This window comes from Streptomyces sp. NPDC003042, from assembly GCF_053591315.1.
The window spans coordinates 1-25,650 of the sequence record NZ_JBSFTP010000098.1 but is presented as its reverse complement, the minus strand read 5'-3'; the positions used below and the strand labels follow the sequence as shown (position 1 = coordinate 25,650).

25 protein-coding genes and 1 pseudogene are annotated in these 25,650 nt (G+C 71.8%); 19 read left to right on the top strand and 7 right to left on the bottom strand.

Going from position 1 to position 25,650, the window contains the following annotated elements:
- Positions 1–473: 473 nt before the first annotated feature.
- Positions 474–1,706 carry a radical SAM family heme chaperone HemW gene (gene hemW / locus ACWDYJ_RS32225; protein ID WP_451569139.1) on the top strand — a complete coding sequence of 411 codons (1,233 nt, stop codon included), beginning with the start codon at positions 474–476 and terminating at the stop codon, positions 1,704–1,706.
- Positions 1,707–1,784: 78 nt separating this feature from the next.
- On the opposite strand, the gene ACWDYJ_RS32220 is transcribed toward hemW, so the two are convergent.
- Both ACWDYJ_RS32220 and ACWDYJ_RS32215 read right to left on the bottom strand, forming a co-directional pair.
- Entirely contained in the window at positions 1,785–2,603 is an 819-nt protein-coding gene (locus ACWDYJ_RS32220) for a DUF3097 domain-containing protein (protein ID WP_451569138.1), read from the bottom strand.
- Between the two features lie 28 nt (positions 2,604–2,631).
- Positions 2,632–3,363 (bottom strand): MBL fold metallo-hydrolase, encoded by a 732-nt coding sequence (locus tag ACWDYJ_RS32215; protein WP_451569137.1) that lies wholly within the window; start codon positions 3,361–3,363, stop codon positions 2,632–2,634.
- Between the two features lie 159 nt (positions 3,364–3,522).
- Here ACWDYJ_RS32215 and hrcA point away from each other — a divergent pair, with 159 nt between their 5' ends.
- The 14 genes from hrcA to ACWDYJ_RS32145 all read left to right on the top strand — a co-directional run bounded on the left by hrcA (position 3,523) and on the right by ACWDYJ_RS32145 (position 16,014).
- Positions 3,523–4,539, top strand: coding sequence for a heat-inducible transcriptional repressor HrcA (gene hrcA, locus ACWDYJ_RS32210; protein ID WP_451569136.1), 1,017 nt, complete (start codon positions 3,523–3,525; stop codon positions 4,537–4,539).
- Positions 4,540–5,682 carry a molecular chaperone DnaJ gene (gene dnaJ, locus ACWDYJ_RS32205; RefSeq protein ID WP_451569135.1) on the top strand — a complete coding sequence of 381 codons (1,143 nt, stop codon included), beginning with the start codon at positions 4,540–4,542 and terminating at the stop codon, positions 5,680–5,682.
- A gap of 177 nt (positions 5,683–5,859) precedes the next feature.
- Complete coding sequence (locus tag ACWDYJ_RS32200) at positions 5,860–6,951, top strand: nitronate monooxygenase (RefSeq protein ID WP_451569134.1); 1,092 nt, start codon at positions 5,860–5,862, stop codon at positions 6,949–6,951.
- Positions 6,948–7,691, top strand: a complete 744-nt coding sequence (locus ACWDYJ_RS32195) for a 16S rRNA (uracil(1498)-N(3))-methyltransferase (protein ID WP_451569133.1) — start codon at positions 6,948–6,950, stop codon at positions 7,689–7,691. The genes ACWDYJ_RS32200 and ACWDYJ_RS32195 overlap by 4 nt, the downstream gene beginning before the upstream one ends.
- Before the next feature lie 143 nt (positions 7,692–7,834).
- On the top strand, positions 7,835–8,194 hold the full coding sequence (locus ACWDYJ_RS32190; protein WP_451569132.1) for a histidine triad nucleotide-binding protein: 360 nt from the start codon (positions 7,835–7,837) through the stop codon (positions 8,192–8,194).
- Positions 8,195–8,197: 3 nt separating this feature from the next.
- Positions 8,198–9,103: a ribonuclease Z gene (locus ACWDYJ_RS32185; RefSeq protein WP_451569131.1), complete on the top strand. Its 906-nt coding sequence runs from the start codon at positions 8,198–8,200 to the stop codon at positions 9,101–9,103.
- Between the two features lie 209 nt (positions 9,104–9,312).
- A complete protein-coding gene (locus tag ACWDYJ_RS32180; protein ID WP_451569130.1) occupies positions 9,313–10,410 on the top strand; it encodes a carbohydrate kinase family protein in 1,098 nt (365 codons plus the stop codon).
- A gap of 137 nt (positions 10,411–10,547) precedes the next feature.
- Entirely contained in the window at positions 10,548–11,609 is a 1,062-nt protein-coding gene (locus tag ACWDYJ_RS32175) for a PhoH family protein (RefSeq protein ID WP_451569129.1), read from the top strand.
- Positions 11,610–11,622: 13 nt separating this feature from the next.
- Entirely contained in the window at positions 11,623–12,120 is a 498-nt protein-coding gene (ybeY, locus tag ACWDYJ_RS32170; RefSeq protein WP_361768486.1) for an rRNA maturation RNase YbeY, read from the top strand.
- Positions 12,117–13,424: a hemolysin family protein gene (locus ACWDYJ_RS32165; RefSeq protein WP_451569128.1), complete on the top strand. Its 1,308-nt coding sequence runs from the start codon at positions 12,117–12,119 to the stop codon at positions 13,422–13,424. Before ybeY ends, ACWDYJ_RS32165 begins: the two co-directional genes overlap by 4 nt.
- Positions 13,421–13,771, top strand: a complete 351-nt coding sequence (locus tag ACWDYJ_RS32160) for an MmcQ/YjbR family DNA-binding protein (RefSeq protein WP_451569127.1) — start codon at positions 13,421–13,423, stop codon at positions 13,769–13,771. The genes ACWDYJ_RS32165 and ACWDYJ_RS32160 overlap by 4 nt, the downstream gene beginning before the upstream one ends.
- Before the next feature lie 139 nt (positions 13,772–13,910).
- Positions 13,911–14,669 (top strand): hypothetical protein, encoded by a 759-nt coding sequence (locus ACWDYJ_RS32155; RefSeq protein WP_451569126.1) that lies wholly within the window; start codon positions 13,911–13,913, stop codon positions 14,667–14,669.
- A 112-nt stretch (positions 14,670–14,781) separates the two neighbouring features.
- A complete protein-coding gene (locus ACWDYJ_RS32150) occupies positions 14,782–15,138 on the top strand; it encodes a cytidine deaminase (RefSeq protein ID WP_451569125.1) in 357 nt (118 codons plus the stop codon).
- A gap of 210 nt (positions 15,139–15,348) precedes the next feature.
- Positions 15,349–16,014 carry a type 1 glutamine amidotransferase domain-containing protein gene (locus ACWDYJ_RS32145; RefSeq protein WP_451569124.1) on the top strand — a complete coding sequence of 222 codons (666 nt, stop codon included), beginning with the start codon at positions 15,349–15,351 and terminating at the stop codon, positions 16,012–16,014.
- Here ACWDYJ_RS32145 and ACWDYJ_RS32140 read toward each other — a convergent pair.
- A pseudogene (locus ACWDYJ_RS32140) lies at positions 15,950–16,144 on the bottom strand (hypothetical protein); the annotation flags it as partial. The gene ACWDYJ_RS32145 and the pseudogene ACWDYJ_RS32140 overlap by 65 nt on opposite strands.
- A gap of 331 nt (positions 16,145–16,475) precedes the next feature.
- Between ACWDYJ_RS32140 and era the strand changes: the two are divergent.
- The gene (gene era / locus ACWDYJ_RS32135) at positions 16,476–17,426 is read left to right on the top strand and encodes a GTPase Era (protein WP_451569123.1); all 951 of its coding nucleotides are present in this window, start codon (positions 16,476–16,478) and stop codon (positions 17,424–17,426) included.
- A 31-nt stretch (positions 17,427–17,457) separates the two neighbouring features.
- Here era and ACWDYJ_RS32130 read toward each other — a convergent pair whose 3' ends face one another.
- The 4 genes from ACWDYJ_RS32130 to ACWDYJ_RS32115 all read right to left on the bottom strand — a co-directional run bounded on the left by ACWDYJ_RS32130 (position 17,458) and on the right by ACWDYJ_RS32115 (position 20,433).
- Positions 17,458–18,120, bottom strand: a complete 663-nt coding sequence (locus ACWDYJ_RS32130) for an SAM-dependent methyltransferase (protein ID WP_451569140.1) — start codon at positions 18,118–18,120, stop codon at positions 17,458–17,460.
- 115 nt (positions 18,121–18,235) lie between these two features.
- Positions 18,236–19,045, bottom strand: a complete 810-nt coding sequence (locus ACWDYJ_RS32125) for a GNAT family N-acetyltransferase (protein ID WP_451569122.1) — start codon at positions 19,043–19,045, stop codon at positions 18,236–18,238.
- A 41-nt stretch (positions 19,046–19,086) separates the two neighbouring features.
- Complete coding sequence (locus tag ACWDYJ_RS32120; protein WP_451569121.1) at positions 19,087–19,356, bottom strand: protealysin inhibitor emfourin; 270 nt, start codon at positions 19,354–19,356, stop codon at positions 19,087–19,089.
- A gap of 9 nt (positions 19,357–19,365) precedes the next feature.
- Positions 19,366–20,433, bottom strand: a complete 1,068-nt coding sequence (locus tag ACWDYJ_RS32115; RefSeq protein ID WP_451569120.1) for a M4 family metallopeptidase — start codon at positions 20,431–20,433, stop codon at positions 19,366–19,368.
- Positions 20,434–20,797: 364 nt separating this feature from the next.
- On the opposite strand from ACWDYJ_RS32115, the gene leuA reads away from it, so the two are divergent.
- The 3 genes from leuA (at position 20,798) to ACWDYJ_RS32100 (ending at position 25,611) form a co-directional block, all read left to right on the top strand.
- Positions 20,798–22,561: a 2-isopropylmalate synthase gene (gene leuA / locus ACWDYJ_RS32110; protein ID WP_451569119.1), complete on the top strand. Its 1,764-nt coding sequence runs from the start codon at positions 20,798–20,800 to the stop codon at positions 22,559–22,561.
- Between the two features lie 222 nt (positions 22,562–22,783).
- Positions 22,784–23,479, top strand: coding sequence for a TerB family tellurite resistance protein (locus ACWDYJ_RS32105; protein WP_451569118.1), 696 nt, complete (start codon positions 22,784–22,786; stop codon positions 23,477–23,479).
- Between the two features lie 593 nt (positions 23,480–24,072).
- Complete coding sequence (locus tag ACWDYJ_RS32100; RefSeq protein ID WP_451569117.1) at positions 24,073–25,611, top strand: nucleobase:cation symporter-2 family protein; 1,539 nt, start codon at positions 24,073–24,075, stop codon at positions 25,609–25,611.
- Positions 25,612–25,650: the final 39 nt, after the last annotated feature.

The window sequence follows — 25,650 nt, the reverse complement described above, 5'->3', positions numbered from 1 at the left end:
GCTGACCGGGGCGGTGCGGCCGCACCGCCCCGCGAACCCCGGCCCGGGGCGCTGCGCCCCCGGACCCCGGCCGTGTGGATCCGTCGGCCGGGGCCCTGCCGGATGGCTGAGCCCCGGTCTGCCGCGCTGCTGGTTCCCCTGCCCGGTCGGCTGCGCGTCCGGGAGCCCTGCCCCGGGCAGCTGCGCCCACGGAGACCGGGGACGGCTGTCCGCCGGAGTCCTGCCCCGGGCGGTCGCGCCTGCGGGGCACGTTCCGGTGGGCTGTGCCCCGGGACCGCGGCCGAGGATCCCCTTGGTTCGGCCGCGCCGCGCAGACGCCGGCGGCGGCTGGGGTTCCGGACGTCTGCCTCCGGTGGCTACGCCGCGGAGACCTGGCGGGCGGCTGTGGGGTTCGGCCTCTGGCCGGTCCGCTGGCGGGGCAGGTCACGTCGGGGAAGGGTCCGCCGGGAGCGTGGGTGCGGGACAATGGGGGCATGCCTTCCGCACTGCCCGACGGTGAACCCATGCCCGAAGACGGCTCGCTGCCGTCGCACGCCCTGGCGGGTGCCGGGGACCGGCCGCTCGGGTTCTACCTGCACGTCCCGTACTGCGCCACGCGCTGCGGCTACTGCGACTTCAACACCTACACGGCCACCGAGCTGCGGGGTACCGGCGGCGTGCTCGCCTCCCGGGAGAACTACGCCGAAACCCTGATCGACGAGGTCCGCCTCGCGCGGAAGGTGCTCGGCGACGACCCGAGGGCCGTCCGCACCGTGTTCGTGGGCGGCGGCACCCCGACGCTGCTGCCCGCGGGGGACCTCGTACGGATGCTCGCGGCGATCCGGGACGAGTTCGGGCTGGACGAGGACGCGGAGATCACGACGGAGGCCAATCCGGAGTCCGTGAACCCCGAGTACCTGGCCACGCTGCGGGCCGGCGGCTTCAACCGGATCTCCTTCGGCATGCAGAGTGCCAAGCAGCACGTCCTGAAGGTGCTCGACCGCACGCACACGCCGGGGCGGCCCGAGGCGTGCGTCGCGGAGGCGCGGGCGGCCGGCTTCGAGCACGTCAACCTCGACCTGATCTACGGAACCCCGGGGGAGTCGGACGACGACTGGCGCGCCTCGCTGGACGCCGCGCTGGGGGCCGGGCCGGACCACGTCAGCGCGTACGCCCTGATCGTCGAGGAAGGCACGCAGCTGGCCCGGCGGATCCGGCGGGGCGAGGTCCCGATGACGGACGACGACGTTCACGCGGACCGGTACCTGATCGCCGACGCGGTCATGGCAGAGGCCGGGTACCACTGGTACGAGGTGTCGAACTGGGCCACCTCGGAGGCCGGGCGGTGCCTGCACAACGAGCTGTACTGGCGCGGCGCCGACTGGTGGGGAGCGGGGCCGGGCGCGCACTCGCACGTGGGCGGGGTGCGGTGGTGGAACGTGAAGCACCCCGGCGCGTACGCCGCCGCGCTGGCGGAGGGACGCTCTCCCGGGGCGGGCCGCGAACTCCTGTCGCAGGAGGACCGCAGGGTCGAGCGGATCCTGCTCGAGCTGCGGCTGGTGGACGGCGTGCCGCTGTCGTTGCTCGCGCCGAAGGGGCTGGCCGCGGCCGGGCGGGCGCTGGGGGACGGGCTGCTGGAAGCGGGCCCGTACGAGGCCGGGCGGGCCGTGCTGACCCTGCGGGGGCGGTTGCTGGCCGATGCGGTGGTCCGGGACCTGGTCGACTAGCCCGTGCGGGTCCGTGCGGGCCCGGCGTGGGTCCGGTGCGGCGCCGTTGCGGGGGGCTCTGCCCCCGGCCCCCGCGCCTCAAGCGCCGGCGTGGCCGGGTGAGGTCGTTACGTGGTCGATCAGGTGTTCCACGGCGCCCAGGAGGGTCGGTTCCAGGTCGCGGTACGACGTCACGCGCGACAGGATGTGCTGCCAGGCGGCGCCCGTGTTCTCCGGCCAGTCCAGGGCGCGGCAGATGCCCGTCTTCCAGTCCTGGCCGCGCGGGATCACCGGCCAGGCCGCGATGCCCAGGGCGGAGGGTTTCACCGCCTGCCAGACGTCCACGTACGGGTGGCCCACGATCAGGACGTCCGCCGAGGTCACCGAAGCCGCGATACGGGACTCCTTCGAGCCCGGCACCAGGTGGTCCACCAGGATGCCCAGGCGGGCGTCCGGGGCCGGGGCGAAGTCGGCCACGATGGCCGGGAGGTCGTCGATGCCCTCCAGGTACTCCACCACCACGCCCTCGATCCGCAGGTCGTCGCCCCAGACCCGCTCCACCAGCTCCGCGTCGTGGCGGCCCTCGACGTAGATCCGCCCCGCCCGGGCCACCCGCGCCCGCGCCCCCGGCACGGCGATCGAGCCCGAGGCGGTACGCAGGGCCGAGGTGGACGTACGCGCCGCGCGGACCAGCGTCACCACCGCGCCCTCCAGCAGGAACCCGCGCGGCTCCAGCGGGAACACCCGCCGCTTGCCGAAGCGGTCCTCCAACGTCACCGTGCCGGCCTCGCAGCCCACCACCGCGCCGCAGAAGTCCGTACCGGCCACCTCGACCACCAGCCCGGGATCCGCCGGCACCTCCGGTACGGCTTTGGCGCGCTTCCACTGCGGGGTCAGGTCGGGGGAGTACTCACGCATCCGGCCGACGATAGGAGAGCCGCCGGGATCACGCGTCCGACACGCCGAAACGGGCCGCCAGTGTGGCGCGTTGCGCACGGACGAAGTCGGCGGTGACCACCGCTCCGTGACCGGGCACGTACAGCGCGTCGTCCCCGCCCAGCGACAGCAGCCGGTCCAGCGCCGCCGGCCAGCGCCGCGGCACCGCGTCCGGGCCCGCCGACGGTTCGCCCGACTCCTCGACGAGGTCCCCGCAGAAGACCACCTCGCGCTCGCCGGGCACGAACACCGCCAGGTCGTACCGGGAGTGCCCGGGCCCCACGTTCGCCAGCAGCACCTGGACGCCGCCCAGCTCCAGCGTCCACTCGCCCGACACCAGGTGCTTCGGCGCCACCAGCAGGTCCGCCGCCTCGGCCGCCTCCGCGGCGGCCAGGCCGTGCCGTACGGCGTCCGCACGCAGCTCCTCGCGCCCGCCGGGAGCGGACAGCAGCCCGTCGAGCCCGACCGCCCCGTAGACCTCGGCGCCGGCGAAGGCGGATCCGCCCAGCACGTGGTCGAAATGTCCGTGGGTGAATGCGATATGGGTCACGCGGCGACCCGCCAGCCGCTCCGCCTCCGCCCGCACGCGCACGCCCTCCCGTACGGACGAACCCGGGTCGATCAGGAGGACGGACTCGTCCCCCACCACCAGTCCCACCGTGCAGTCCCACACCGGAAGACGGCTCCGTCCGGCCCGTCCGGTCAGCCGTTCCCAGCCCGCCTCTTCCCAACGCACGTCCATGCGGCGACGCTACCTTGACGGCCGCCCTTGCCCGGGGTGTACCGCCCGGCCGTACACTGACCGGGGGATCTCTGGCACTCGCCCGCGCAGAGTGCCAACGAAGCCCGAGTGAACGACCGACCGACGACCGACCTACCCGCATCCGGAGGTGTGTGCGCGATGCTCAGTGAACGCAGGCTCGAGGTGCTGCGCGCCATCGTCCAGGACTACGTGGGCACCGAGGAGCCGGTCGGCTCCAAGGCGCTCACCGAGCGGCACCGGCTCGGCGTCTCACCCGCCACCGTGCGCAACGACATGGCCGTGCTGGAGGAGGAGGGCTACATCGCCCAGCCCCACACCAGCGCCGGCCGGATCCCCACCGACAAGGGCTACCGCCTCTTCGTCGACAGGCTGGCGGGGGTCAAGCCGCTGTCGACGCCCGAGCGGCGGGCCATCCAGAACTTCCTCGACGGCGCCGTCGACCTCGACGACGTGGTCGGCCGTACGGTGCGGCTGCTCGCGCAGCTCACCCGGCAGGTCGCCGTCGTCCAGTACCCCTCGCTGACCCGCTCCACCGTCCGGCACGTCGAGCTGCTGTCGCTGGCCCCGGCCCGCCTGATGCTCGTACTGATCACGGACACCGGTCGGGTCGAGCAGCGGCTCGTCGACTGCCAGACCCCCTTCGGGGAGACCTCGCTGGCGGATCTGCGGGCGCGGCTCAACAGCCGGGTGGTCGGCCGTCGGTTCACCGATGTGCCGCCGCTCGTACAGGACCTTCCGGAGTCCTTCGAGACCGAGGACCGGGCGACGGTCACGGCCGTCCTCGCGACCCTTCTCGAAACGCTGGAGGAGGAGGCGGAGGAGCGGCTGGTGATCGGCGGCACCGCCAACCTCACTCGCTTCGGACATGATTTTCCCTTGACGATCAGGCCGGTGCTCGAAGCGCTGGAGGAGCACGTGGTGCTCCTCAAGCTGCTGGGCGAGGCCAGTGAGTCGGGGATGGCCGTACGGATCGGGCACGAGAACGCCTACGAGGGGCTCAACTCCACGTCCGTCGTCTCCGTCGGCTACGGTTCGGGCGGCGAAGCAGTCGCCAAACTCGGCGTGGTCGGACCGACCCGCATGGACTACCCCGGAACGATGGGAGCGGTACGCGCAGTGGCACGTTACGTCGGACAGATCCTGGCGGAGTCGTAAGTGGCCACGGACTACTACGCCGTACTCGGCGTGCGCCGCGACGCATCCCAGGATGAGATCAAGAAGGCATTCCGGCGGCTCGCCCGCGAGCTGCACCCGGATGTGAACCCCGATCCCAAGACGCAAGAGCGTTTCAAGGAGATCAACGCGGCGTACGAGGTGCTCTCGGACCCGCAGAAGAAGCAGGTCTTCGACCTCGGCGGCGACCCGCTGTCCTCCTCGGGCGGCGGCGGCGGTGGCGCGGGCGGCTTCGGGGCCGGCGGCTTCGGCAACTTCTCCGACATCATGGACGCCTTCTTCGGCCAGTCCTCGCAGCGCGGCCCGCGCTCGCGGACCCGCCGAGGCCAGGACGCCATGATCCGCCTGGACCTGGAGCTGGACGAGGCGGCCTTCGGGACGACCAAGGACCTCCAGGTCGACACGGCCATCGTCTGCACCACCTGCTCCGGTGAGGGCGCCGCTCCCGGCACCTCGGCGCAGACGTGTGACATGTGTCGCGGCCGCGGTGAGGTCTCGCAGGTCACCCGGTCCTTCCTGGGCCAGGTCATGACCTCGCGGCCCTGCCCGCAGTGCCAGGGCTTCGGCACCGTGGTCCCCACCCCGTGCCCCGAGTGCGCGGGCGACGGCCGGGTCCGCTCCCGCCGAAGCCTGACGGTCAAGATCCCCGCCGGTGTCGAGAACGGCACCCGGATCCAGCTCGCGGGCGAGGGCGAGGTCGGCCCCGGCGGCGGCCCCGCCGGCGACCTGTACGTGGAGATCCACGAGCTGCCGCACCCGACCTTCCAGCGGCGCGGCGACGACCTGCACTGCACGGTCACCATCCCGATGACGGCGGCGTCCCTGGGCACCAAGTGCCCGCTGGAGACGCTCGACGGCATGGAGGAGATCGACATCCGGCCCGGCACCCAGTCCGGCCAGTCCATCCCGCTGCACGGGCGCGGCGTCACGCACCTGCGCGGTGGCGGGCGCGGTGACCTCGTCGTCCACGTCGAGGTCACCACCCCGAGCAAGCTGGACGCCCAGCAGGAGGACCTGCTGCGCCAGCTGGCGAAGCTGCGCGGCGAGGAGCGGCCCCTGGGCCAGTTCGCGCCGGGCCAGCAGGGCCTGTTCAGCCGGCTGAAGGACGCGTTCAACGGCCGCTGACCGGCCCGCTGTACCGCGTAGGAGCCCGGTCCGGGGACGCCCCGGACCGGGCTCCTCGCTGTCGCGGGGCGCCCCGGGTAGCCGGCGCAGGGGCGGCGGGAAGGCGGCGGGAAGCGGACTATGCCAGGCGAATGCCGTGATTCGGTCCGGTGAGCGGGACATGGCACGATGCAGTCCATGTCCAGCGCACTGAACGGTCTCTACCAGTACCCGATCGTGCAGGCTCCCATGGCGGGCGGCGGCTCGTGTCCCCCGCTGGCCGCCGCCGTGTGCGAGGCGGGCGGGCTGGGCTTCCTGGCCGGCGGCTACAAGACCGCCGACGGCATGTACCAGGAGATCAAACGGACGCGCGGACTCACCCGGCGCCCCTTCGGCGTGAACCTCTTCATGCCGCAGACCGGTTACGTCGACCGCGCCGCGGTCGAGGCGTACCGGGGGCAGCTGGCCGGCGAGGCCGGCTGGTACGAGGTCTCGCTCGCCGAAGAGGACATCATCGGCACCAGCGACGACGGCTACGACGCGAAGCTCGCCATCCTCCTGGACGATCCCGTCGCGGCGGTCTCCTTCACCTTCGGCTGTCCCGCGCCCGAGGTGTTCACCCGCCTGCGCAAGGCCGGTACGTACGGCATCGTCACGGTGACCTCGGTCGACGAGGCCCGCGCCGCACAGGCGGCCGGCGCCGACGCCGTCTGCGTCCAGGGCGTCGAGGCGGGTGGCCACCAGGGCACCCACCGCGACGACGAGGAGACCGACGGTACGGCCGGCGTCGGCCTGCTCGCGCTGGTGGCGCAGGTACGCGAAGCCGTGGCCCTGCCGATCATCGCCACGGGCGGCCTGATGCGCGGCGCGCAGATCGCGGCGCTGCTCGCGGCGGGAGCGGAGGCGGCGCAGCTCGGAACGGCCTTCCTGCCCTGCCCGGAATCGGGCGCGCACCCGCTGCACAAGAAGGCCCTGACGGACCCGCTGTTCCCCCACACGGAACTCACGCGGGCCTTCTCCGGACGCCCCGCACGCGGGCTCGTCAACCGCTTCATGCGGGAACACGGACCGTACGCCCCGGCCGCCTACCCCCAGGTCCACCACCTGACCTCGGAGCTGCGCAGGGCGGCCGCCGCCGCCGGGGACCCGCAGGGCATGGCCCTGTGGGCCGGGCAGGGGCACCGGCTGGCGCGGGTGCTGCCGGCGGGGGAGCTGGTGGAGGTGCTGGCGGCCGAACTGGCCCAGGCGCAGAGTGCGTTGAAGGTGTTGCAGATGAGGAGAGCGTCATGACGGCCCCCGTGTTCGTGGTCGAAGAGGTCCCCGCGGGGCCGGAGTTCGTGCTGGACGGGCCCGAAGGCCGGCACGCGGTGTCGGTGAAGCGGCTGAACCCGGGCGAGGAAGTCGTCCTCACGGACGGCCGGGGCACCTGGGCGCAGGCCGTCGTGAAGGCGGCCGAGGGCAAGGACCGGCTGGTCGTCTCCGTCTCCGAGGTGGCGCGGGAGGAGGAGCCGGCCGTCAGGATCACTGTGGTGCAGGCACTGCCCAAGGGCGACCGGGGCGAGGTGGCGGTCGAGACGATGACCGAGACCGGGGTCGACGCGATCGTGCCGTGGCAGGCCTCGCGCTGCATCACGCAGTGGCGCGGCGAGCGCGGCGCCAAGTCCCTCGCCAAGTGGCGGGCCACGGCGCGCGAGTCGGGCAAGCAGTCCCGCCGGGTCCGGTTCCCGGAGGTCACCGAGGCCCTGTCCACGAAGCAGGTCGCCGCTCTGCTGGCCGACGCCGACCTGGCGATGGTGCTCCACGAGGACCGCGACGCGGCGTCCGAGGCCCTGGCCACGGCCGAACTCCCGGCGGCGGGCTCCGTGGTGCTGGTGGTCGGCCCCGAGGGCGGGGTCTCCCCGGAGGAACTGGCCGCCTTCGCGGCGGTCGGCGCCCGCCCGTACCGGCTCGGCCGCACGGTCCTGCGTACCTCCACCGCGGGCACGGCCGCGACGGCGGTCCTGCTGGCCCGCACGGGGCGCTGGTCCTAGCAGGCCTCCCGTGTTCCGGTGTCCTGAGGGCGCGGGGCGCGGGGGCGCCGGGGCGGGCCGATACGATGCGCGGAGCGATCACGATCACCGATCGGTGATCGCCGATCACCGATCACCGGATCAACGTCACGGGAGGCGCAGCCATGGCCGGGGAACCGCAGGCGGACTGCCTGTTCTGCAAGATCGTCGCCGGGAGCGTTCCGGCCGACGTGGTCCACGAGACCGAGACGACCGTCGCCTTCCGGGACATCAACCCGCAGGCGCCCACCCACGTCCTCGTCATCCCCAAGGTCCACTACTCCGACGCCGGCACCCTGGCCGCCGCCGAGCCGGCCGTCGCCGCCGATCTGCTGCGCGCGGGCGCCGCGATCGCCGCGCAGGAGAAGATCGACGACCACGGCTACCGGATCGTCTTCAACACCGGCAGCGGCGCCGGCCAGACCGTCTTCCACACCCACGCGCACGTCCTCGGCGGCCGTGGCCTCCAGTGGCCCCCCGGATAACCCGTGTCCGTACGCGAGTTCGTGGTGCTGGGCACCGCCAGCCAGGTGCCCACCCGGCACCGCAACCACAACGGCTACCTGCTGCGCTGGGACGGCGAGGGCATCCTCTTCGACCCGGGCGAGGGCACGCAGCGGCAGATGCTGCGCGCCGGAGTCGCCGCGCACGACATCAACCGGATCTGCGTCACCCACTTCCACGGTGACCACAGCCTCGGTCTCGCCGGAGTGATCCAGCGGATCAACCTCGACCAGGTCCCGCACCCCGTCACCGCGCACTACCCGGCCTCGGGGCAGAAGTTCTTCGACCGGCTCCGGTACGCCACCGCCTACCGGGAGACCGTACGGCTCCGGGAGGAGCCGGTCGTGGAGGACGGGACGCTGGCGCACGGGCCCCCGTACGCCCTGGAGGCCGTGCGGCTCTCGCACCCCGTGGAGTCCTTCGGCTACCGGCTGACCGAGCCCGACGGGCGCCGGATGGTGCCGGGACTGCTCGCGCGGTACGGGATCCAGGGGCCGGACGTCGGGCGGATCCAGCGCGAGGGGCGCCTCGGCGAGGTCACCCTCGACGACGTCAGCGAACACCGGGCCGGGCAGCGGTTCGCCTTCGTCATGGACACCCGGCTCTGCCCCGGCGTGGACGCGCTCGCCGCGGGATGCGACCTGCTGGTGATCGAGTCGACGTTCCTCGACGAGGACGCGGGGCTGGCCGCCGACCACGGACACCTGACCGCCGGCCAGGCGGCGCGGGCGGCGCGGGACGCCGGCGTACGGCACCTCGTACTGACCCACTTCTCGCAGCGGTACACGGACCCGTCCGAGTTCGAACGCCAGGCGCGGGCGGCGGGCTTCGAGGGCGAGCTGACGATCGCCGCGGACCTCGTACGGGTTCCCGTGCCGAAGCGGGTCTAGTCCCGCCCCCGGGGACCCCCTCGCGGCGTCGGCCGGCCGCCCCCGAGGCCGCAGGGTCCGGAGGCGAGCGTCCGGCCGGAGAGGTGCGTCACACTGGGTTTCAGCCCTGCCGGACAAGGGCAAGGCTGTCTGCTTTCCATCGACAACCCGCAAGCAGAAACGACACTTCGAGAACTCGAACCGCATCGGCGTCAAACGGGGAGTAGACCGTGACCAGTCGGGACAGCCGCACCAGCCGCTCGGGAAAACTGGACCCGCTGGGTCCGCTGCGCGACCCCCAGGAACCGGGCTGCGACGTCTTCCTGACCGGCACGGTCTTCCTCGACATCATCTTCACCGGCCTCGACTCGGCCCCCGTGCGCGGTACGGAGTCCTGGGCGCGCGGCATGGGCTCCAGCCCCGGCGGCGTGGCCAACATGGCCACCGCGCTGTCCCGGCTCGGCCTGCGCACCTCGCTGGCCGCGGCGTTCGGCGACGACCACTACGGCGAATACTGCTGGGACGCCCTCGAACAGGGCGAGGGCATCGACCTGTCGATGTCACGGACCGTCCCCGGCTGGCACAGCCCCGTCACCGTCTCGATGGCCTACGAGGGCGAGCGCACGATGGTCTCCCACGGCCACGAGGCGCCGCCCCCCTCGGGCCCCGGGCCCTTCCCGAGCTGCCCCGCGAAGGCACGGGCGGCCGTGGCCTCGCTCGACGCCGACCGGTGCGAGGGCTGGATCGCGGAGGCGGCCCGCCGGGGCTCGCGGATCTTCGCGGACGTGGGCTGGGACGACACCGGGCGCTGGGACCTGGGCGCCCTGGCCGACCTGGAGCACTGCGAGGCCTTCCTGCCCAACGCGGGCGAGGCGATGCGCTACACCCGCACCGACTGTCCGCGGGCGGCGGCCCGGGCGCTGGCCGACCGGGTGCCCGTCGCGGTGGTGACCATGGGCGCGGAGGGCTCGTACGCGGTGGACAGCCGCACGGGGGAGACGGCGCACGTCCCCGGGATCACCGTGGACGCGCTGGACCCGACGGGGGCCGGGGACGTCTACGTGGCGGGCTTCGTCACCGGCACCCTGGCCGGGTGGCCGCTGGAGCACCGGCTCGCCTTCGCGGGTCTGACCGCCGCCCTGTCGGTCCAGGAGTTCGGCGGCTCCCTCTCCGCGCCGGGCTGGCCCGAGGTGGCCCACTGGTGGCGCGCCGCCCCGGACGCCCTGCGGGCCCGCTACGGCTTCCTGGACGCCCTCCTCCCGCCGAGCGCGGCCCTCTCGGCGCGCCGCCGCGCGGTCCCGACCATCGGCTTCCGCCACCCGGTGTAGGCGGCTGCGAACGGATCGCGGCCGGGCCGGAAAACCCCTCGGGGAAGCGGCTGCCTGGACGTACCCTTGGTACTCCGGAGGCCGACGATCGGCGCGGCCCCTCAGTGGGAGGTATGCGCAGGCCACAGTGCCGGCCCATGACTCAGACACCGACAGCCCACAGCCCCGTGCCCGGGCAGACGCGAGCCCACTTCACCGTTCCGGCCACGCACCCGATGGTGACCGTGCTCGGCTCGGGTGATGCCCTGCTGCGTGTGATCGAAAAGGCCTTCCCGAACGCCGACATCCATGTTCGGGGCAACCAGGTCAGCGCGATCGGAGAGGCGACGGAAGTCGCGATGATCGAGCGCCTGTTCGACGAGATGATGCTCGTGCTCCGCACCGGGCAGCCGATGACGGAGGACGCAGTGGAACGTTCGATCGCCATGCTCAAGGCGAGCGGCACGGACAGCGGCGGCAACGCCAACGGCAACGGCCTGGGGGAGACCCCCGCCGAGGTGCTCACGCAGAACATCCTCTCCAACCGCGGCCGCACCATCCGCCCCAAGACCCTCAACCAGAAGCGGTACGTCGACGCGATCGACAAGAACACGATCGTCTTCGGCATCGGCCCCGCCGGTACCGGCAAGACCTACCTCGCCATGGCCAAGGCGGTCCAGGCCCTGCAGTCCAAGCAGGTCAGCCGGATCATCCTGACCCGCCCGGCGGTCGAGGCGGGAGAGCGCCTCGGCTTCCTCCCGGGCACCCTCTTCGACAAGATCGACCCGTACCTGCGCCCGCTCTACGACGCCCTGCACGACATGATCGACCCGGACTCGATCCCCCGCCTGATGGCGGCCGGGACCATCGAGGTGGCGCCGCTGGCGTACATGAGGGGCCGGACCCTCAATGAGGCGTTTGTCGTGCTCGACGAGGCGCAGAACACCAGTCCCGAGCAGATGAAGATGTTCCTGACCCGCCTCGGCTTCAACTCGAAGATCGTCGTCACCGGCGACGTCACGCAGGTCGACCTGCTGCCGGGTGGCACCAAGAGCGGTCTGCGCCAGGTCCAGTCGATCCTCGAAGGGGTGCCCGACGTGCACTTCTCGCGGCTCACGTCGGAGGATGTCGTCCGGCACAAGCTGGTCGGCCGTATCGTCGACGCGTACGAGAAGTACGACCACGGCCAGCAGGGCCGCACCGGCCAACACGGGAAGTAGAACTCAGCGCACCATGTCGATCGACGTCAACAACGAGTCCGGAACCGAGGTCGACGAGCAGGCGATCCTCGACATCGCCCGCTATGCGCTCACCCGGATGCGGATCCACCCGCTCTCCGAGCTCTCCGTCATCGTCATCGACGAGGACGCCATGGAGCAGCTCCACATCCAGTGGATGGACCTGCCCGGACCCACCGACGTCATGTCCTTCCCGATGGACGAACTCCGTCCGCCGACCAAGGACGACGAGGAGCCCCCGCAGGGGCTCCTCGGCGACATCGTGCTCTGCCCCGAGGTCGCGAAGCGGCAGGGCGAGGAAGCCGCGACGCAGCACTCCATGGACGAGGAGCTCCAGCTCCTGACCGTCCACGGGGTGCTGCACCTGCTCGGGTACGACCACGAGGAGCCGGACGAGAAGGCCGAGATGTTCGGCCTCCAGGCGGCCATCGTGGACGGCTGGCGCGGTGAGCGCGGCATGACCGGCCCGTCGCCGGCACCCACCGTTTCGTGAACGCCGCCACGCTCATCACCGGGGCCGTGCTGCTGGTGGTGGTGGCCTGGTTCGCGGCGTGTGCCGAGTCCGGGATCGCCCGCATCTCCAGTTTCCGCGCGGACCAGGCCGTACGCGAGGGCCGGCGCGGCAGCGACAAGCTGGCGCAGGTCGCGGCCGATCCCACCCGCTACGTCAACGTGGCCCTGCTCGTCCGGGTGACTTGCGAGATGGCGGCGGGCGTGCTCGTCACGTACGTCTGCCTCGACGAGTTCGGCGACAACTGGACCGCGCTGCTCGTGGCCATCGCCGTGATGGTGCTCGTCTCCTTTGTCGCCGTCGGCGTGTCCCCGCGTACGATCGGCCGCCAGCACCCGCTGAACACGGCGACGGCGGCCGCGTACGTCCTCGTACCCCTGGCGCGGATCATGGGACCGATCCCGCAGCTGCTGATCCTCATCGGCAACGCGCTCACCCCCGGGAAGGGTTTCCGGAAGGGTCCCTTCGCGTCCGAGGCCGAGCTGCGCGCGATGGTGGACCTCGCGGAGCGGGAATCGCTGATCGAGGACGACGAGCGCCGGATGGTGCACCAGGTCTTCGAACTCGGCGACACGCTGGTGCGCGAGGTGATGGTGCCGCGCACCGACCTGATCTGCATCGAGCGGTACAAGACCGTCCGCCAGGCGACGACGCTCGCGCTGCGGTCGGGGTTCTCGCGGATCCCGGTCACCGGGGAGAACGAGGACGACATCGTCGGGATCGTCTACCTGAAGGACCTCGTCCGCAAGACGCACATCAGCCGGGAGGCGGAGTCCGACCTGGTCACGACGGCGATGCGGCCGGCGGTCTTCGTGCCCGACACCAAGAACGCCGGGGACCTGCTGCGCGAGATGCAGTCGGTACGCAACCACGTCGCCGTCGTCATCGACGAGTACGGCGGCACGGCGGGCATCGTCACGATCGAGGACATCCTGGAGGAGATCGTCGGCGAGATCACCGACGAGTACGACCGCGAACTGCCGCCGGTCGAGGAGCTGGCCGGTGACCGCTACCGGGTCACGGCGCGGCTCGACATCACCGACCTCGGCGAGCTGTTCGGGGTCGAGGCCTTCGACGACGAGGACGTGGAGACGGTCGGCGGCCTGCTGGCGAAGGCGCTGGGCCGGGTGCCGATCGCGGGCGCCTCGGCGGTGGTGGACCTGCCGGACGGGCGTCCGCTGCGGCTGACGGCCGAGTCCCCGGCGGGGCGTCGGAACAAGATCGTGACGGTGCTGGTGGAGCCGGTCGCCGCGTTGGCGGCGGGCGAGGGCGAGGAGGGGGAGTGACCCCGGCGCAGCTGCGGGCGTTCTGCCTGGGCTTCAACGAGGCGGTGGAGGAGTTCCCGTTCGGCCCGCAGAACCCGGTGTTCAAGGTGCTGGGGAAGATCTTCGCCATCATGCTGGCCGGGCAGCCGCTCAAGGTCAACCTCAAGTGCGAGCCGGAGCTGGCGGTGCGGCTGCGGGAGGCGCACGAGGCGATCGAGGCGGGCTATCACATGAGCAAGCGGCACTGGAACACGGTGACCGTGGGCGGGCTGCCGGACAAGATGGTCCGGGAGTTGGTGGAGGACTCGTACGACCTGGTGGTGGCGGGGCTGCCCAGGGCGGAGCGGCTGCGGCTCGACCGGCCGTAGAGCGGCGAGCGGCGCGGCGGAGCGGCGCGGCACAGCGGGAAGATCCGGAGGTTACGATTCCGTCTGATCTTCAGATGGTGGGATTTCCTTACCTTACGCTTAGGTCGCTTCTGCCGAGCAAGATCCCACTGGAGTCCCCGTGCGCCACCGCTATGCCCGCTTCACCGCCGCCGCGGCCCTCTCGGCCTCTTCCTTGCTGCTGGTCAGCGCCTGCATACCGGACACCGGGAAGAAGGCGGACGGCAAGCCCGCGGAGGTCAAGCCGTCCGAGGCGAAGACGCCCGCGGAGCCGAAGCCGCTGACGCCGGCCGAGGCCAAGACGGTGCTGGTCAAGGAGACCGACCTGACCGCCGGCTGGAAGCTCCAGGCCATGACCGTCATCGACGGCGGTGACGCGTCGCAGTACAGCTACAGCAAGGCCGACAAGCCCGAGTGCCAGAGGCTCGTGGACTACATCAACACCGGTCGTCTGCTGAGCGACTACAAGGTCTCCGAGCAGGTCGTCTTCTACGACCGCTCCGAGAAGAGCGTCATGGCGCAGGACGTGAGCGGCTACGAGCGGCCCGCCGAGGTCGAGAGCGCCGTCAAGGCCCTCGCCGACGCGGTCAAGGCGTGCGGCTCCTTCAAGGTCAGCGTCGACGGCAAGCCGGGCGCGGGCAAGGCCGAGGCCCTCCAGATCCCCGCGCTCGGGGAGCAGTCCAACGGTCTGCGCGTGCGGTTCACCCAGGGCTCCAACGCCTACGACTACGACGTCGCGACCGTCCGCGTCGGCGCCAACATCACCACGTACTACAACAACTGGGGCGACGGCGGCGAGCGCGGCGAGAAGGCGTTCGACCAGGCCATCCGCAAGGCGGCCGAGAACCTCAAGACCGCTACCGCCGCCGCGGCCAAGTAGCGCACCGCCGCAGGGGAGCGAGGCCGGGGCCGGGGCCGGGGGTCTGGGTCGGCGGGGCGTCTCGGCGGGGTCGTTGCACGGCCCGGCCGGGGTGCTCCCTATGCTTTCGCTCATGACCGAGAGCACCGGGATCGACCCCGAGGACAGCAAGATCATCACGCTGGCGCGCAGCGCCCGGGCCCGTAACGGGGTACCCGAGGGGGCGGCGGTGCGGGACGAGACCGGCCGTACGTATGTCGCCGGGACGGTGGAGCTGGACTCCCTGAAGCTGAGCGCGCTGCAGACGGCGGTCGCGATGGCCGTGGCGAGCGGGGCCGAGTCCCTGGAGGCCGCCGCCGTCGTCAGCGCGGCCGATGCGCCGGCCGACGCCGATCGGGCGGCCGTCCGGGACCTCGGCGGGCCGGACACGCCGGTCCTCCTGGCCGCGCCGGACGGCACCCTCAAGTCCACGACCCGAGCTGGTTCCTGACCCCTGGCCCGGTCGGGCGGGTGCGGGACGCCGCCCCGGACCCCGCGCCTCAACCCCCCCGGACTCCGTCCAGGGATACCCCTGGCGGGGCTGGGTGGAGTGGGGCTGGGGTGGTGGGGGCCGGGGGCGGCTGGGCTGTGCCGGTGGCGACACACCGGGGGCATGGCTCGGACGACGCCCGCGCGCCGTGATCCTGACTACATTCGGGACATGAGCAAGCGCATCCTGCTGGTTCTGACCAGCCACGATCAGCTCGGGGACACCGGCCGCAAGACCGGCTACTACGTTCCCGAGGCCGCGCATCCCTGGAAGGCGCTCATGGATGCCGGCCACAGCGTCGACATCGCCACCGTCCAGGGCGGCTGGCCGCCCATCGACACCGTCGACAAGGACGACCCCGTGCAGCGGGAGTTCCTCAAGACGTGCGCGGCCCAGCTGGTGGACGCTCCCGCGATCGACGCGGTCGACTCCTCCGCCTACGACGGCATCTTCTTCGCCGGCGGGCACGGACCCATGTTCGACCTTCCCGACAACGGTCCCTCGGCGGCAGCCGCGCGCGAGATCTACGAACGCGGGGGCGTCGTCGCAGCCGTGTGCCACGGCCCGGCCGCACTGGTCAACGTCACCCTGTCCGACGGCTCCTACCTGGTCGCCGGCAAGAACGTCTCCGCCTTCACCAACGACGAAGAGGCCGCCGTCGGGTTGACCGAGGTGGTTCCCTTCCTCCTCGAGGACAAGCTCGTCGAGCGCGGCGCCAACCACACGGCCGTGGCGAACTGGGAGCCGTACACCGTTGTGGACGAAAGGCTGGTCACCGGCCAGAATCCGGCCAGCGCCGCCGGTACGGGCCAGGCCATGGCCGACCTGCTCGGCTGACGGGCCTCATTGCGGGGATCGGTGGATGACACAGGCCGCCCGCCGCGTACCGGACCAGGTCGTACGAGCCGAAGGTGTCCCTGCCCAGGCCGCCCAGGAAGGCCACCAGTGCCGCGCCCACCTGGTGGGAGCCGGAGGCCGCCGTGCCGACCACGTCGAACAGGCCGGCGTCGGGCAGCGGCCGTACTGCTGTCTCGCCACCGCGCCCGGCCTGCTCCGCCGGGAGCTCACCGGACTGACCGCCGAGCCGCCGGCGGGCGGGCGCGTCCCGTTCAGCGGCCCCTTGCCGGCCCTGCCCGAACTGGAATGGACCCGCCTGACGGTGAGCGCGGAGGGCGGCGGAACCGCTGCTCAGGGGTGCCGCCGGCCATGCCGGGCACCCCCGGCTCACGGCCTCTGCGGCCCTGGCTCCGGCCCTCGCGGCCACGGGCTGGTCGGCGCTGGGGGTCGCATCGGGGAGAATGGCCCGTATGAGCGATCGTTCCCCCGAGCCCACCGCCCCGCACCGCGCGGGCTTCGCATGTTTCGTCGGCCGTCCCAACGCGGGCAAGTCGACCCTGACCAACGCGCTCGTGGGCACCAAGGTCGCGATCACCTCCAACCGGCCGCAGACCACCCGCCACACCGTTCGCGGCATCGTGCACCGCCCCGACGCGCAGCTCGTGCTGGTCGACACGCCCGGTCTGCACAAGCCGCGCACCCTGCTCGGCGAGCGCCTGAACGACGTCGTACGGACCACCTGGGCCGAGGTCGACGTCATCGGCTTCTGCCTGCCGGCCGACCAGAAGCTCGGCCCCGGCGACAAGTTCATCGCCAAGGAACTCGCGGGGATCAAGAAGACCCCCAAGATCGCCATCGTGACGAAGACCGACCTGGTCGAGTCCAAGGCCCTGGCCGAACAGCTCCTCGCCATCCACCAGCTCAGCGCGGAGCTCGGCTTCGAGTGGGCCGAGATCATCCCCGTCTCGGCGGTCGAGGGCACTCAGGTCCAGCTGCTGGCCGACCTGATCGCACCGCTGCTGCCCGAGAGCCCGCCCCTGTACCCGGAGGGCGACCTCACCGACGAGCCCGAGATGGTGATGGTCGCGGAGCTGATCCGCGAGGCCGCGCTGGAAGGCGTACGCGACGAGCTGCCGCACTCCATCGCCGTGGTCGTGGAGGAGATGATCCCCCGGGAGAACCGCCCCGCCGACCGGCCGCTGCTGGACATCCACGCCAACGTCTACATCGAGCGTCCGAGCCAGAAGGGCATCATCATCGGCCCGAAGGGCTCACGCCTGAAGGAGGTCGGCATGAAGTCGCGCAAGCACATCGAGGCGCTGCTCGGCACGCCGGTCTTCCTCGACCTGCACGTGAAGGTCGCCAAGGACTGGCAGCGCGACCCCAAGCAGCTCCGCAAGCTGGGCTTCTAGCCCTCGGACGCGGGGCGGGCCGTCCGGCGCGTCAGCGCAGGCGCCGTACCTTCACCGTGTTGTCCACCCGGGTCCCGGGCCGGCCGTCAGGCCGGTCCTGGACCCGTTCGTGTTCCTCGGCCCGCAGTACCTCCCAGGCGCCCTCCGGCAGCTCCAGCTGGGCGATGACCTCGTCCGGGGTCGGGAAGTGCACCTCCGGGTGCGGGTTGTCCTGCCAGTCGGCCCAGCCCGCGTGACCGACCACCAGCAGCACTCCGCCGGGGGCCACGGCCGCGGCCGCCCTGCGCAGGATCCGCTCGCGCGGGAACTCCCCGAGGCTGTGCAGGAAGCACGCCGAGACCAGGTCGAACTCCCCGGCGGGGAAGGACTCCGCCAAGTCGTGCCGCTCCCACTCCACCCGGTCGGCGACCCCCGCGTCGGCCGCGTGCTCGGCCGCCCGCTTCAGGGCGACGCCGGAGATGTCGCTGCCGGTGACCCGCCAGCCGCCCAGGGCGAGCCAGACGGCGTCGCCGCCCTCGCCGCAGCCCAGGTCCAGGGCGCGGCCGGGGGTCAGGCCGGTGACTTCGCGGACGAGGGCGGCGTTGGCCTCGCCGCTCCAGATCCGCTCGCTCTCGCGGTAGCGGCCGTCCCAGTACTCCTCGCCCGCGACGACGTCCTGCCGGGTCTCGTGGGTGTGCTGGTGGTCGGGCACCATGGCCTCCTGAGTACGTGCGTGTACGTGCGTGTACGTGTGTACGGACACCGCTGATGCTCCGCCTACCCCGGCACGCCACGCAAACATCGTTGCCGTTCCGGCAAACCCGTACCGCCTACGCCTCCGGCGGCTCCGCGATCAGGGCCGTGCCCACCCGGCGGAAACCCGCGCGGGCGTAGATCCGGGCCACGTCCTCGTCACCGGCCGACAGGAACACCGTCCGGACGCCGCGTGCCCGGGCCTGCGCGACCAGGGCCGCCGTCACCCCGAGGGCCAGGCCCTGGCGCCGGGCGGACGGCAGCGTGCCGACGCCCACGACCTCGGCGACCTCGCCGACGGGGTTGTACTGGCCCGAGCAGAGCACCGTCCCGTCGCGTACGGCCGCCGCCATGCCCGTACGCCCGTCCGCGAGCATCCCCGACACCCGGGCCCGGCGGGCCTCCACCTCCGGATCCGCCAGCGCCACCGCCAGCTCCGCGGGTCCCGCCTCGCCCAGCGCGGTCCCCGGAGCGGCGAAGGCCAGCATCGGCACCGTCACGGCGGCGCTGAGCAGCGGATCGTCCGCAGCGAGGTCCCGTACCTCCGGATGGGGCGCGAGCGGCTCCGCTTCCGCGTCCAGCACCATCAGCGGGTGTGCGTGGACCTCAAGGCCCGCCGCCTCCACCGCGGCCCGCAGCGCGGGGCTGGTCTCCGCCACCCACTCGAAGGCCTCCGGCACGTCCAGCTCCCGCTGCCGCGCCCGTACCCGCTCCACGTCGGCGGGCGTCGCCCGCGGACCTCCGAGCGCGGGCCGCGCGTAGTACGGCCAGCCCGCGCCCTCCTGTACGAACAGGGTCAGCGGCCCGAAGGACTCGCCGCGGGCACCGCCCCGGCGCGGGACGGTGTCGTAGTACTGCTCCAGGGCGGCCAAGATCGTTGTGGTCATCCGGCCATCCAAGCAAAGCCGCCCCGACCGGGCACTCCCTTTCAGGCTCCTTCCTTCAACACCCGGGAGATCAGATGGCGCTGCGCGTCCGACAGGTGCGGGTCCTGGCAGGACACCGTCCGGCCGTCGACCGTGATGCGGTACGAGAACCCGTCCCGCACCGCGCTCGGGCCGGGAACGGGCGGCGCGGGCCGCAGGGCCAGCAGCGCCAGCGCGCACCACTCCTCCTCGTCGGCCAGGCCCGAGGTGTCCACCTCCGCCCTGCGCTCGATTCCCGCGAAGCCGCCCGTCCGCACCACTTGAATCCGCATGCCGGGTTTCTACCCCAGCCCGACCGCCGACCACGCCTTCTGGAGCGCCTGGTGCTCGGCGCCGCCGTCCCCGTAGCGCGCGACCGCCGCGGCCACCGACAGCCGGGCGAACTCCGCGAAGTCCGCCTTCGTGCCCAGCTCCCCGCCGGTCAGCGTGTCGTACCAGATCTGCCCGGCCCGCTCCCAGGCCTTGCCGCCCAGCTCCGTCGCCACGATGTAGAAGGCGTGGTTGGGGATCCCCGAATTGATGTGGACCCCGCCGTTGTCACGCGAGGTCGTGACGTAGTCGTCCATCGTCGCCGGCTGCGGGTCCTTGCCGAGCTCGTCGTCGTCGTACGCGGTCCCGGGCGCCTTCATGGAGCGCAGCGCGACCCCGGTGACGTTGGGACCCAGCAGCCCGGCACCGATCAGCCAGTCCGCCTGGTCGGCGCTCTGCCCGAGGGAGTACTGCTTGATCAGTGATCCGAACACGTCCGACATGGACTCGTTGAGCGCACCGGACTGGCCGTGGTAGTCCAGGTTGGCCGTGTACTGGGTGACGCCGTGGGCCAGCTCGTGCCCGATGACGTCCACGGCCACGGTGAAGTCGAGGAACAGGTCCCCGTCGCCGTCGCCGAAGACCATCTGCTGCCCGTCCCAGAAGGCGTTGTTGTAGTCCTCGCCGTAATGCACGGTCGCGTCCAGCGGCAGTCCGGAGCCGTCGATCGAGCGCCGCCCGAAGCCCTTGAGGAACAGCTCGTACGTCGCCCCGAGGCCGGCGTAGGCGCGGTTGACGGTGGCGTCCCGGCCCGCCTCGTCTCCTTCCCCGCGGACCTTCTTCCCGGGCAGCCGGGTGCGGTGCTGGGCGTCGTAGACCGTCCGGTCGGGCCCGTCGGGGCCGGGCAGGTCCGCCACCGTGGGGGCGATGCCGCGGACGGTGCTGATCCGGCGCCGGGTGCGCAGGAGGGAGTCGCGTTCGAGGGTCCGCTGGGCGGCGTCGGCGCGCCGGGTGTCCGCGGACCGGGCGGCCTTGTCGAGGAGGTGCGGGGGCACGACGGTGCAGAAGACGGGATGAAGGTCGGTGTGGGAGGCATCCATGTCCGGCAATGTGGCACTACGTGATGCCGGTGTCACTAGCCGCGACCATGATTCATTCGCCCGTCTGAAAGTGGTGCCCCTGAGTTGACGGATCGACCGGACCTCAGTGGGCGAACGTGGCGTAGCTCACAAAGGGTGCAAATCGGACAGGCCGGTCTTGCATACTGAAACAGGTCCTCGCATTACGGCGCGGCTCGGTTAGGCTCGGCCCATCATGCGTTTCGGGCTGCTTCTCCTTAGCTGCCGCGGCGAGGGTCTGTAGTCGTAGGCCGACCCCCTCCCCGCGGAGTTTGGTGTTGCGGATTTACGACCGCCGTCGGCCGTCCCAGCGAACTACACGCGGACACGCGAGGAGCCCAGCGTCATGAGTCAGCACACTTTCGTCGGTCGCCCCACGCCCATCACGAACGCGACCCACACCCAGCAGCCCTCCGGGATGCCGGTCCACAAGTACGGCTTCTACGAGCAGGTGGACATCCCGGACCGCACCTGGCCGGACGCCCGTGTCACCACGGCTCCCCGCTGGCTCTCCACCGACCTGCGCGACGGCAACCAGTCGCTGATCGACCCCATGACCCCCGCCCGCAAGCGCGAGATGTTCGACCTGCTGGTGCGCATGGGCTACAAGGAGATCGAGGTCGGCTTCCCGTCCTCCGGTGAGACCGACTTCAACTTCGTGCGCTCCATCATCGAAGAGGGCGCGATCCCGGACGACGTCACCATCTCCGTACTGACCCAGGCCCGCGAGGACCTGATCGAGCGGACCGTGGAGTCCCTGGTCGGCGCCAAGCGCGCCACCGTGCACCTGTACAACGCGACCGCCCCGACCTTCCGCCGCGTGGTCTTCCGCGGCTCCAAGGACGACATCAAGCGGATCGCCGTCGACGGCACCCGCCTGGTCATGGAGTACGCGGAGAAGCTGCTGGGCCCCGAGACCGTCTTCGGCTACCAGTACAGCCCGGAGATCTTCACCGACACCGAGCTGGACTTCGCCCTGGAGGTCTGCGAGGCCGTCTGCGACGTCTGGCAGCCGGGCGAGGGCCGCGAGATCATCCTGAACCTGCCCGCCACCGTGGAGCGTTCGACGCCCTCCACCCACGCGGACCGCTTCGAGTGGATGGCCCGCAACCTGACCCGCCGCGAGCACATCTGCATCTCCGTGCACCCGCACAACGACCGCGGCACCGCCGTGGCGGCCGCCGAGCTGGCCCTGATGGCCGGCGCCGACCGCATCGAGGGCTGCCTGTTCGGGCAGGGCGAGCGCACCGGCAACGTCGACCTGATCACGCTGGGCATGAACCTGTTCTCGCAGGGCATCGACCCGCAGATCGACTTCTCCCAGATCGACGAGATCCGCCGCACCAGCGAGTACTGCAACCAGATGGAAGTCCACCCGCGCCACCCCTACGCGGGCGACCTGGTCTACACCGCCTTCTCCGGCTCCCACCAGGACGCCATCAAGAAGGGCTTCGACGCCATGGAGGCCGACGCGGCCGCCGCCGGCAAGACGGTCGACGACATCGAGTGGGCGGTCCCGTACCTGCCCATCGACCCGAAGGACGTCGGCCGCTCCTACGAGGCGGTCATCCGGGTCAACTCGCAGTCCGGCAAGGGCGGTATCGCGTACGTCCTGAAGAACGACCACAAGCTGGACCTGCCGCGCCGCATGCAGATCGAGTTCTCGCGGATCATCCAGGCCAAGACCGACGCCGAGGGCGGCGAGGTCACGCCGGGCGCGATCTGGTCCGTCTTCCAGGACGAGTACCTGCCGAACCCCGAGAATCCGTGGGGGCGGATCCAGCTGCGCTCCGGGCAGACCACCACCGACAAGGACGGTACGGACACCCTGACCGTCGAGGCGGTCGTGGACGGCGTGGAGACCGTACTGAACGGCACCGGCAACGGTCCGATCTCGGCCTTCTTCGACGCGCTGGCCGCCATCGGCATCGACGCCCGCCTGCTGGACTACACCGAGCACACGATGAGCGAGGGCGCCTCCGCCGTCGCCGCCTCGTACATCGAGTGCGCGATCGACGGCCGCGTCCTGTGGGGCATCGGCATCGACGCCAACACCACCCGCGCCTCCCTGAAGGCGGTCATCTCCGCCGTCAACCGCGCGGGCCGCTGAACATCCCGAAACGGCAGCCCCGTCGCCTCCGCGAGGAGGGACGGGGTTCCGCCGCTTCCGGGCAGGTGGCGGGGCGGGTCCCACCCTCCGGGGCGGGGGCGCGGATCAGCCAACTCCGCCCCCGCCGCGAGGTTGTCCTGTCACAGAGCTGACGCATCCTCATCGATGTGGCTAACATCACGCCAACCCGGCGATGTTGCCGGAAGGTTACGGAGGTGCGACGTGCTGCCAGTTCGGGGTGGGGACGGCCGGAAGCTGACGGTCTGGGGCATCCGCACCACCTGGAGCACCGTGGGCGACGGGGAGTTCTTCTGCCCCGGCTGCGGCGGTGACCGCAACTACCGCCGGCGCACGGGGCGCCGCCGGTTCACCGTCCTCGGTGTGCCGCTGCTGCCGCGCGGGCAGGCGGGGCCCGTGGTGGAGTGCCAGGCCTGCCGGGAGCGCTTCGACACCGACGTGCTGGACCACCTCACCACCACCCGCTTCGCGGCGCTGCTGCGCGACGCCGTGCACACCGTGACGCTGGCCGTGCTCGCGGCGGGCGGGACCGGCTCGCGCGGCGCGCTGGAGGCCGCCGTGGCGGCCGTACGGTCCGCCGGGTTCCAGGACTGCACCCCGGAGCAGCTGGAGTCCCTGGTGGACTCCCTGGCCACCGACGAGGGCCGGCTGGGGCTGTACGACGAGCCGGAGTGCTGCGGGGCCGCGCTGTCGATCGAACTCCACGAGGCACTGGAGCCGCTGGCTCCGCACCTGGCCGGACCGGGCCGCGAGTCGATCCTGCTCCAGGGCGCGCGGATCGCCCTCGCGGACGGCCCGTACATCCCGGCCGAGCGCGAGGTGCTGGCCACCGTCGGGGCGGCGCTGCGCATGGGGTCCGACGAGGTGTCCCGGCTGCTGTCGGCGGTCCGCGCCCCGTAGCCCCGCCGTGTACCGCGTGTACGAAGTTCCGGGTCCGGCGGGGGATCGCGCCGGGCCCGGCCCCGTACCGGCGCCCCGAAACCGTCCGAAACAGGCCCGGCCGAGGTAACGATCCGGCCCCCGGCGCCTGAACCGGCGTCCCGCGCAGTCCGCGCCGGGGGAGGGGGCCACCGTTTCCGCGGCCGCCGGTCCACCTGTCGGACAACTGGCCGGGGTGGCCGGATTTGCGTGGCCGAATATGTGTGGAGTCCGTACGGGCACGTCAGGCGGCGCGTGCTTCGCAGTCGTGCAGGGGCAACGAACCCCGGCCGCGGTCCGTCCCTTTACACCCGCGCCGGCGCCTCGGCTACTGGAGGAACCTCCACAACCGGCGCCCTGGAGAGGCCACTCTTTGTGGGAGTCTCCGATATCAGCCAGGCCACCCGCGGGCGTTCAATTCCGGTCACACGACGAGACGGCGCCGGAAACACAGCGGGGCTTCGATCTACGTGTTCTCACCGACAACCCTGGCGGACCAACGGGTTAGCGACCCACTCCGAGCAGGGATGACCGGATCTTCTCGGTCACCACCTCATTGAAGGGCAAGGCTAGAGATGGCACGTGTCGCCGCCCGGCTTTCCGCCAACGGAGAGCAGAGCACGCACCCGGTCGACGAGGTGCTCCCCCTCCCCAAGCTCGCGCTGTACGGCTTCCAGCACGTACTCGCCTTCTACGCCGGTGCGGTGATCGTCCCGATCATCGTCGGCAACGCGCTGAAGCTGAGCCCTGAACAGCTGATCTACCTGATCAACGCGGACCTGTTCACCTGCGGCATCGCCTCGATCATCCAGGCCTGGGGCATCGGCCGGATCGGCGCGCGACTGCCGCTGATCCAGGGTGTGACCTTCACCGCCGTCTCCCCGATGATCGCCATCGGGCTCGGCGCGGGCGGTGGGACTGCCGCACTGCTGGTGATCTACGGCGCGGTCATCACCGCCGGTATCGCCACCTTCGCCTTCGCCTGGCTGCCCGCCAAGGCCTTCCGGGCGGTCATGCGGCTGTTCCCGCCGGTCGTCACCGGCACCGTGATCACCGTGCTGGGCATCGTCCTGATCCCCGTCGGCCTCAACGACGCGGCCGGCGGCCTCGGCAGCCCCGACTTCGGTGACCCCCGGCACTTCGCCTACGCCGGCGGCACGATGCTCTTCATCCTCGTCCTGATGAAGCTCGGCAGGCCCTTCCTCTCCAGCATCTCGATCCTGCTCGGCCTGGTCGGCGGCACCGCGGTCGCCTTCCTCCTCGGAGACGCGAAGTTCGGCGCCGTCGGCGACTCCGGCTGGATCGGCGTCACCACGCCCTTCCACTTCGGCGTCCCGAAGTTCGAGTGGTTCCCGATCCTCCTGATGCTCATCGTCATGCTGATCACGATGGTGGAGACGACCGGTGACACCTACGCCGTCGGCGAGATCGTCGACAAGGACATCGACAGCGAGACCGTGGCCCGCGCCCTGCGCGCCGACGGCGCGGCGACCGCCCTCGGCGGCGTCCTGAACTCCTTCCCGTACGTCGCCTTCGCCGAGAACGTCGGCCTGGTGCGGATGACCAAGGTCAAGAGCCGGTTCGTGGTCGTCGCCGCCGGCGTCTTCATGATCGTCCTGGGGCTGCTGCCGAAGGCCGCCGCCATCGTCGCCGCCGTCCCGCACGGGGTCCTCGGCGGCGCCGCGACCGTCATGTTCGGCATGGTCGCCCTGGCCGGTATCCAGACGCTGGGCAAGGTGGATCTCAAGGAGGAGAAGAACGCCCTGATCGTGGGCGTCTCGATCGCCTTCGCCCTGCTCCCCGCGACCGTCCCGGTCTTCTTCACCCAGCACATGGACGCGGACCTGTCCTCGCTCCTCAACAGCGGTGTCACCCTCGGAGCCACGGCCGCCATCGTCCTCAACCTGATCTTCAACGGGCCGGCCAAGGACGACGCGCGGACCGCCGCCGCCCCGAAGGCCGAACTGCCCGCCCAGGCGGCGGCGCCGGAGAAGGAAGCCCCCGAGGAGGCGGCAGCCCCCGAGGAGGCAGCTCCGGAGGAAGCACCCTCCGAGAAGGCGGCCCCGGAGAAGGCGGCCGCGAAGGCCGGCAACGCGGCAGCCACCGCCCCCTGACCCCTCCCAGAGGGTGACGGCCCCTCGCCCGGACCCCGG

Excerpts from the sequence above, each read along its gene's own strand:
- ybeY (WP_361768486.1), top strand. The coding sequence starts at position 11,623 with ATGTCGATCGACGTCAACAACGAGTCCGGAACCGAGGTCGACGAGCAG.
- ACWDYJ_RS32120 (WP_451569121.1), bottom strand. The coding sequence starts at position 19,356 with ATGCGGATTCAAGTGGTGCGGACGGGCGGCTTCGCGGGAATCGAGCGC.
- ACWDYJ_RS32220 (WP_451569138.1), bottom strand. The coding sequence starts at position 2,603 with ATGCGTGAGTACTCCCCCGACCTGACCCCGCAGTGGAAGCGCGCCAAA.
- era (WP_451569123.1), top strand. The coding sequence starts at position 16,476 with ATGGCCCGTATGAGCGATCGTTCCCCCGAGCCCACCGCCCCGCACCGC.
- ACWDYJ_RS32100 (WP_451569117.1), top strand. The coding sequence starts at position 24,073 with ATGGCACGTGTCGCCGCCCGGCTTTCCGCCAACGGAGAGCAGAGCACG.
- leuA (WP_451569119.1), top strand. The coding sequence starts at position 20,798 with ATGAGTCAGCACACTTTCGTCGGTCGCCCCACGCCCATCACGAACGCG.
- ACWDYJ_RS32215 (WP_451569137.1), bottom strand. The coding sequence starts at position 3,363 with ATGGACGTGCGTTGGGAAGAGGCGGGCTGGGAACGGCTGACCGGACGG.
- ACWDYJ_RS32195 (WP_451569133.1), top strand. The coding sequence starts at position 6,948 with ATGACGGCCCCCGTGTTCGTGGTCGAAGAGGTCCCCGCGGGGCCGGAG.
- hrcA (WP_451569136.1), top strand. The coding sequence starts at position 3,523 with ATGCTCAGTGAACGCAGGCTCGAGGTGCTGCGCGCCATCGTCCAGGAC.
- ACWDYJ_RS32175 (WP_451569129.1), top strand. The coding sequence starts at position 10,548 with ATGACTCAGACACCGACAGCCCACAGCCCCGTGCCCGGGCAGACGCGA.
- ACWDYJ_RS32150 (WP_451569125.1), top strand. The coding sequence starts at position 14,782 with ATGACCGAGAGCACCGGGATCGACCCCGAGGACAGCAAGATCATCACG.
- ACWDYJ_RS32115 (WP_451569120.1), bottom strand. The coding sequence starts at position 20,433 with ATGGATGCCTCCCACACCGACCTTCATCCCGTCTTCTGCACCGTCGTG.
- ACWDYJ_RS32125 (WP_451569122.1), bottom strand. The coding sequence starts at position 19,045 with ATGACCACAACGATCTTGGCCGCCCTGGAGCAGTACTACGACACCGTC.
- ACWDYJ_RS32145 (WP_451569124.1), top strand. The coding sequence starts at position 15,349 with ATGAGCAAGCGCATCCTGCTGGTTCTGACCAGCCACGATCAGCTCGGG.
- hemW (WP_451569139.1), top strand. The coding sequence starts at position 474 with ATGCCTTCCGCACTGCCCGACGGTGAACCCATGCCCGAAGACGGCTCG.
- ACWDYJ_RS32190 (WP_451569132.1), top strand. The coding sequence starts at position 7,835 with ATGGCCGGGGAACCGCAGGCGGACTGCCTGTTCTGCAAGATCGTCGCC.
- ACWDYJ_RS32130 (WP_451569140.1), bottom strand. The coding sequence starts at position 18,120 with ATGGTGCCCGACCACCAGCACACCCACGAGACCCGGCAGGACGTCGTC.
- ACWDYJ_RS32200 (WP_451569134.1), top strand. The coding sequence starts at position 5,860 with ATGTCCAGCGCACTGAACGGTCTCTACCAGTACCCGATCGTGCAGGCT.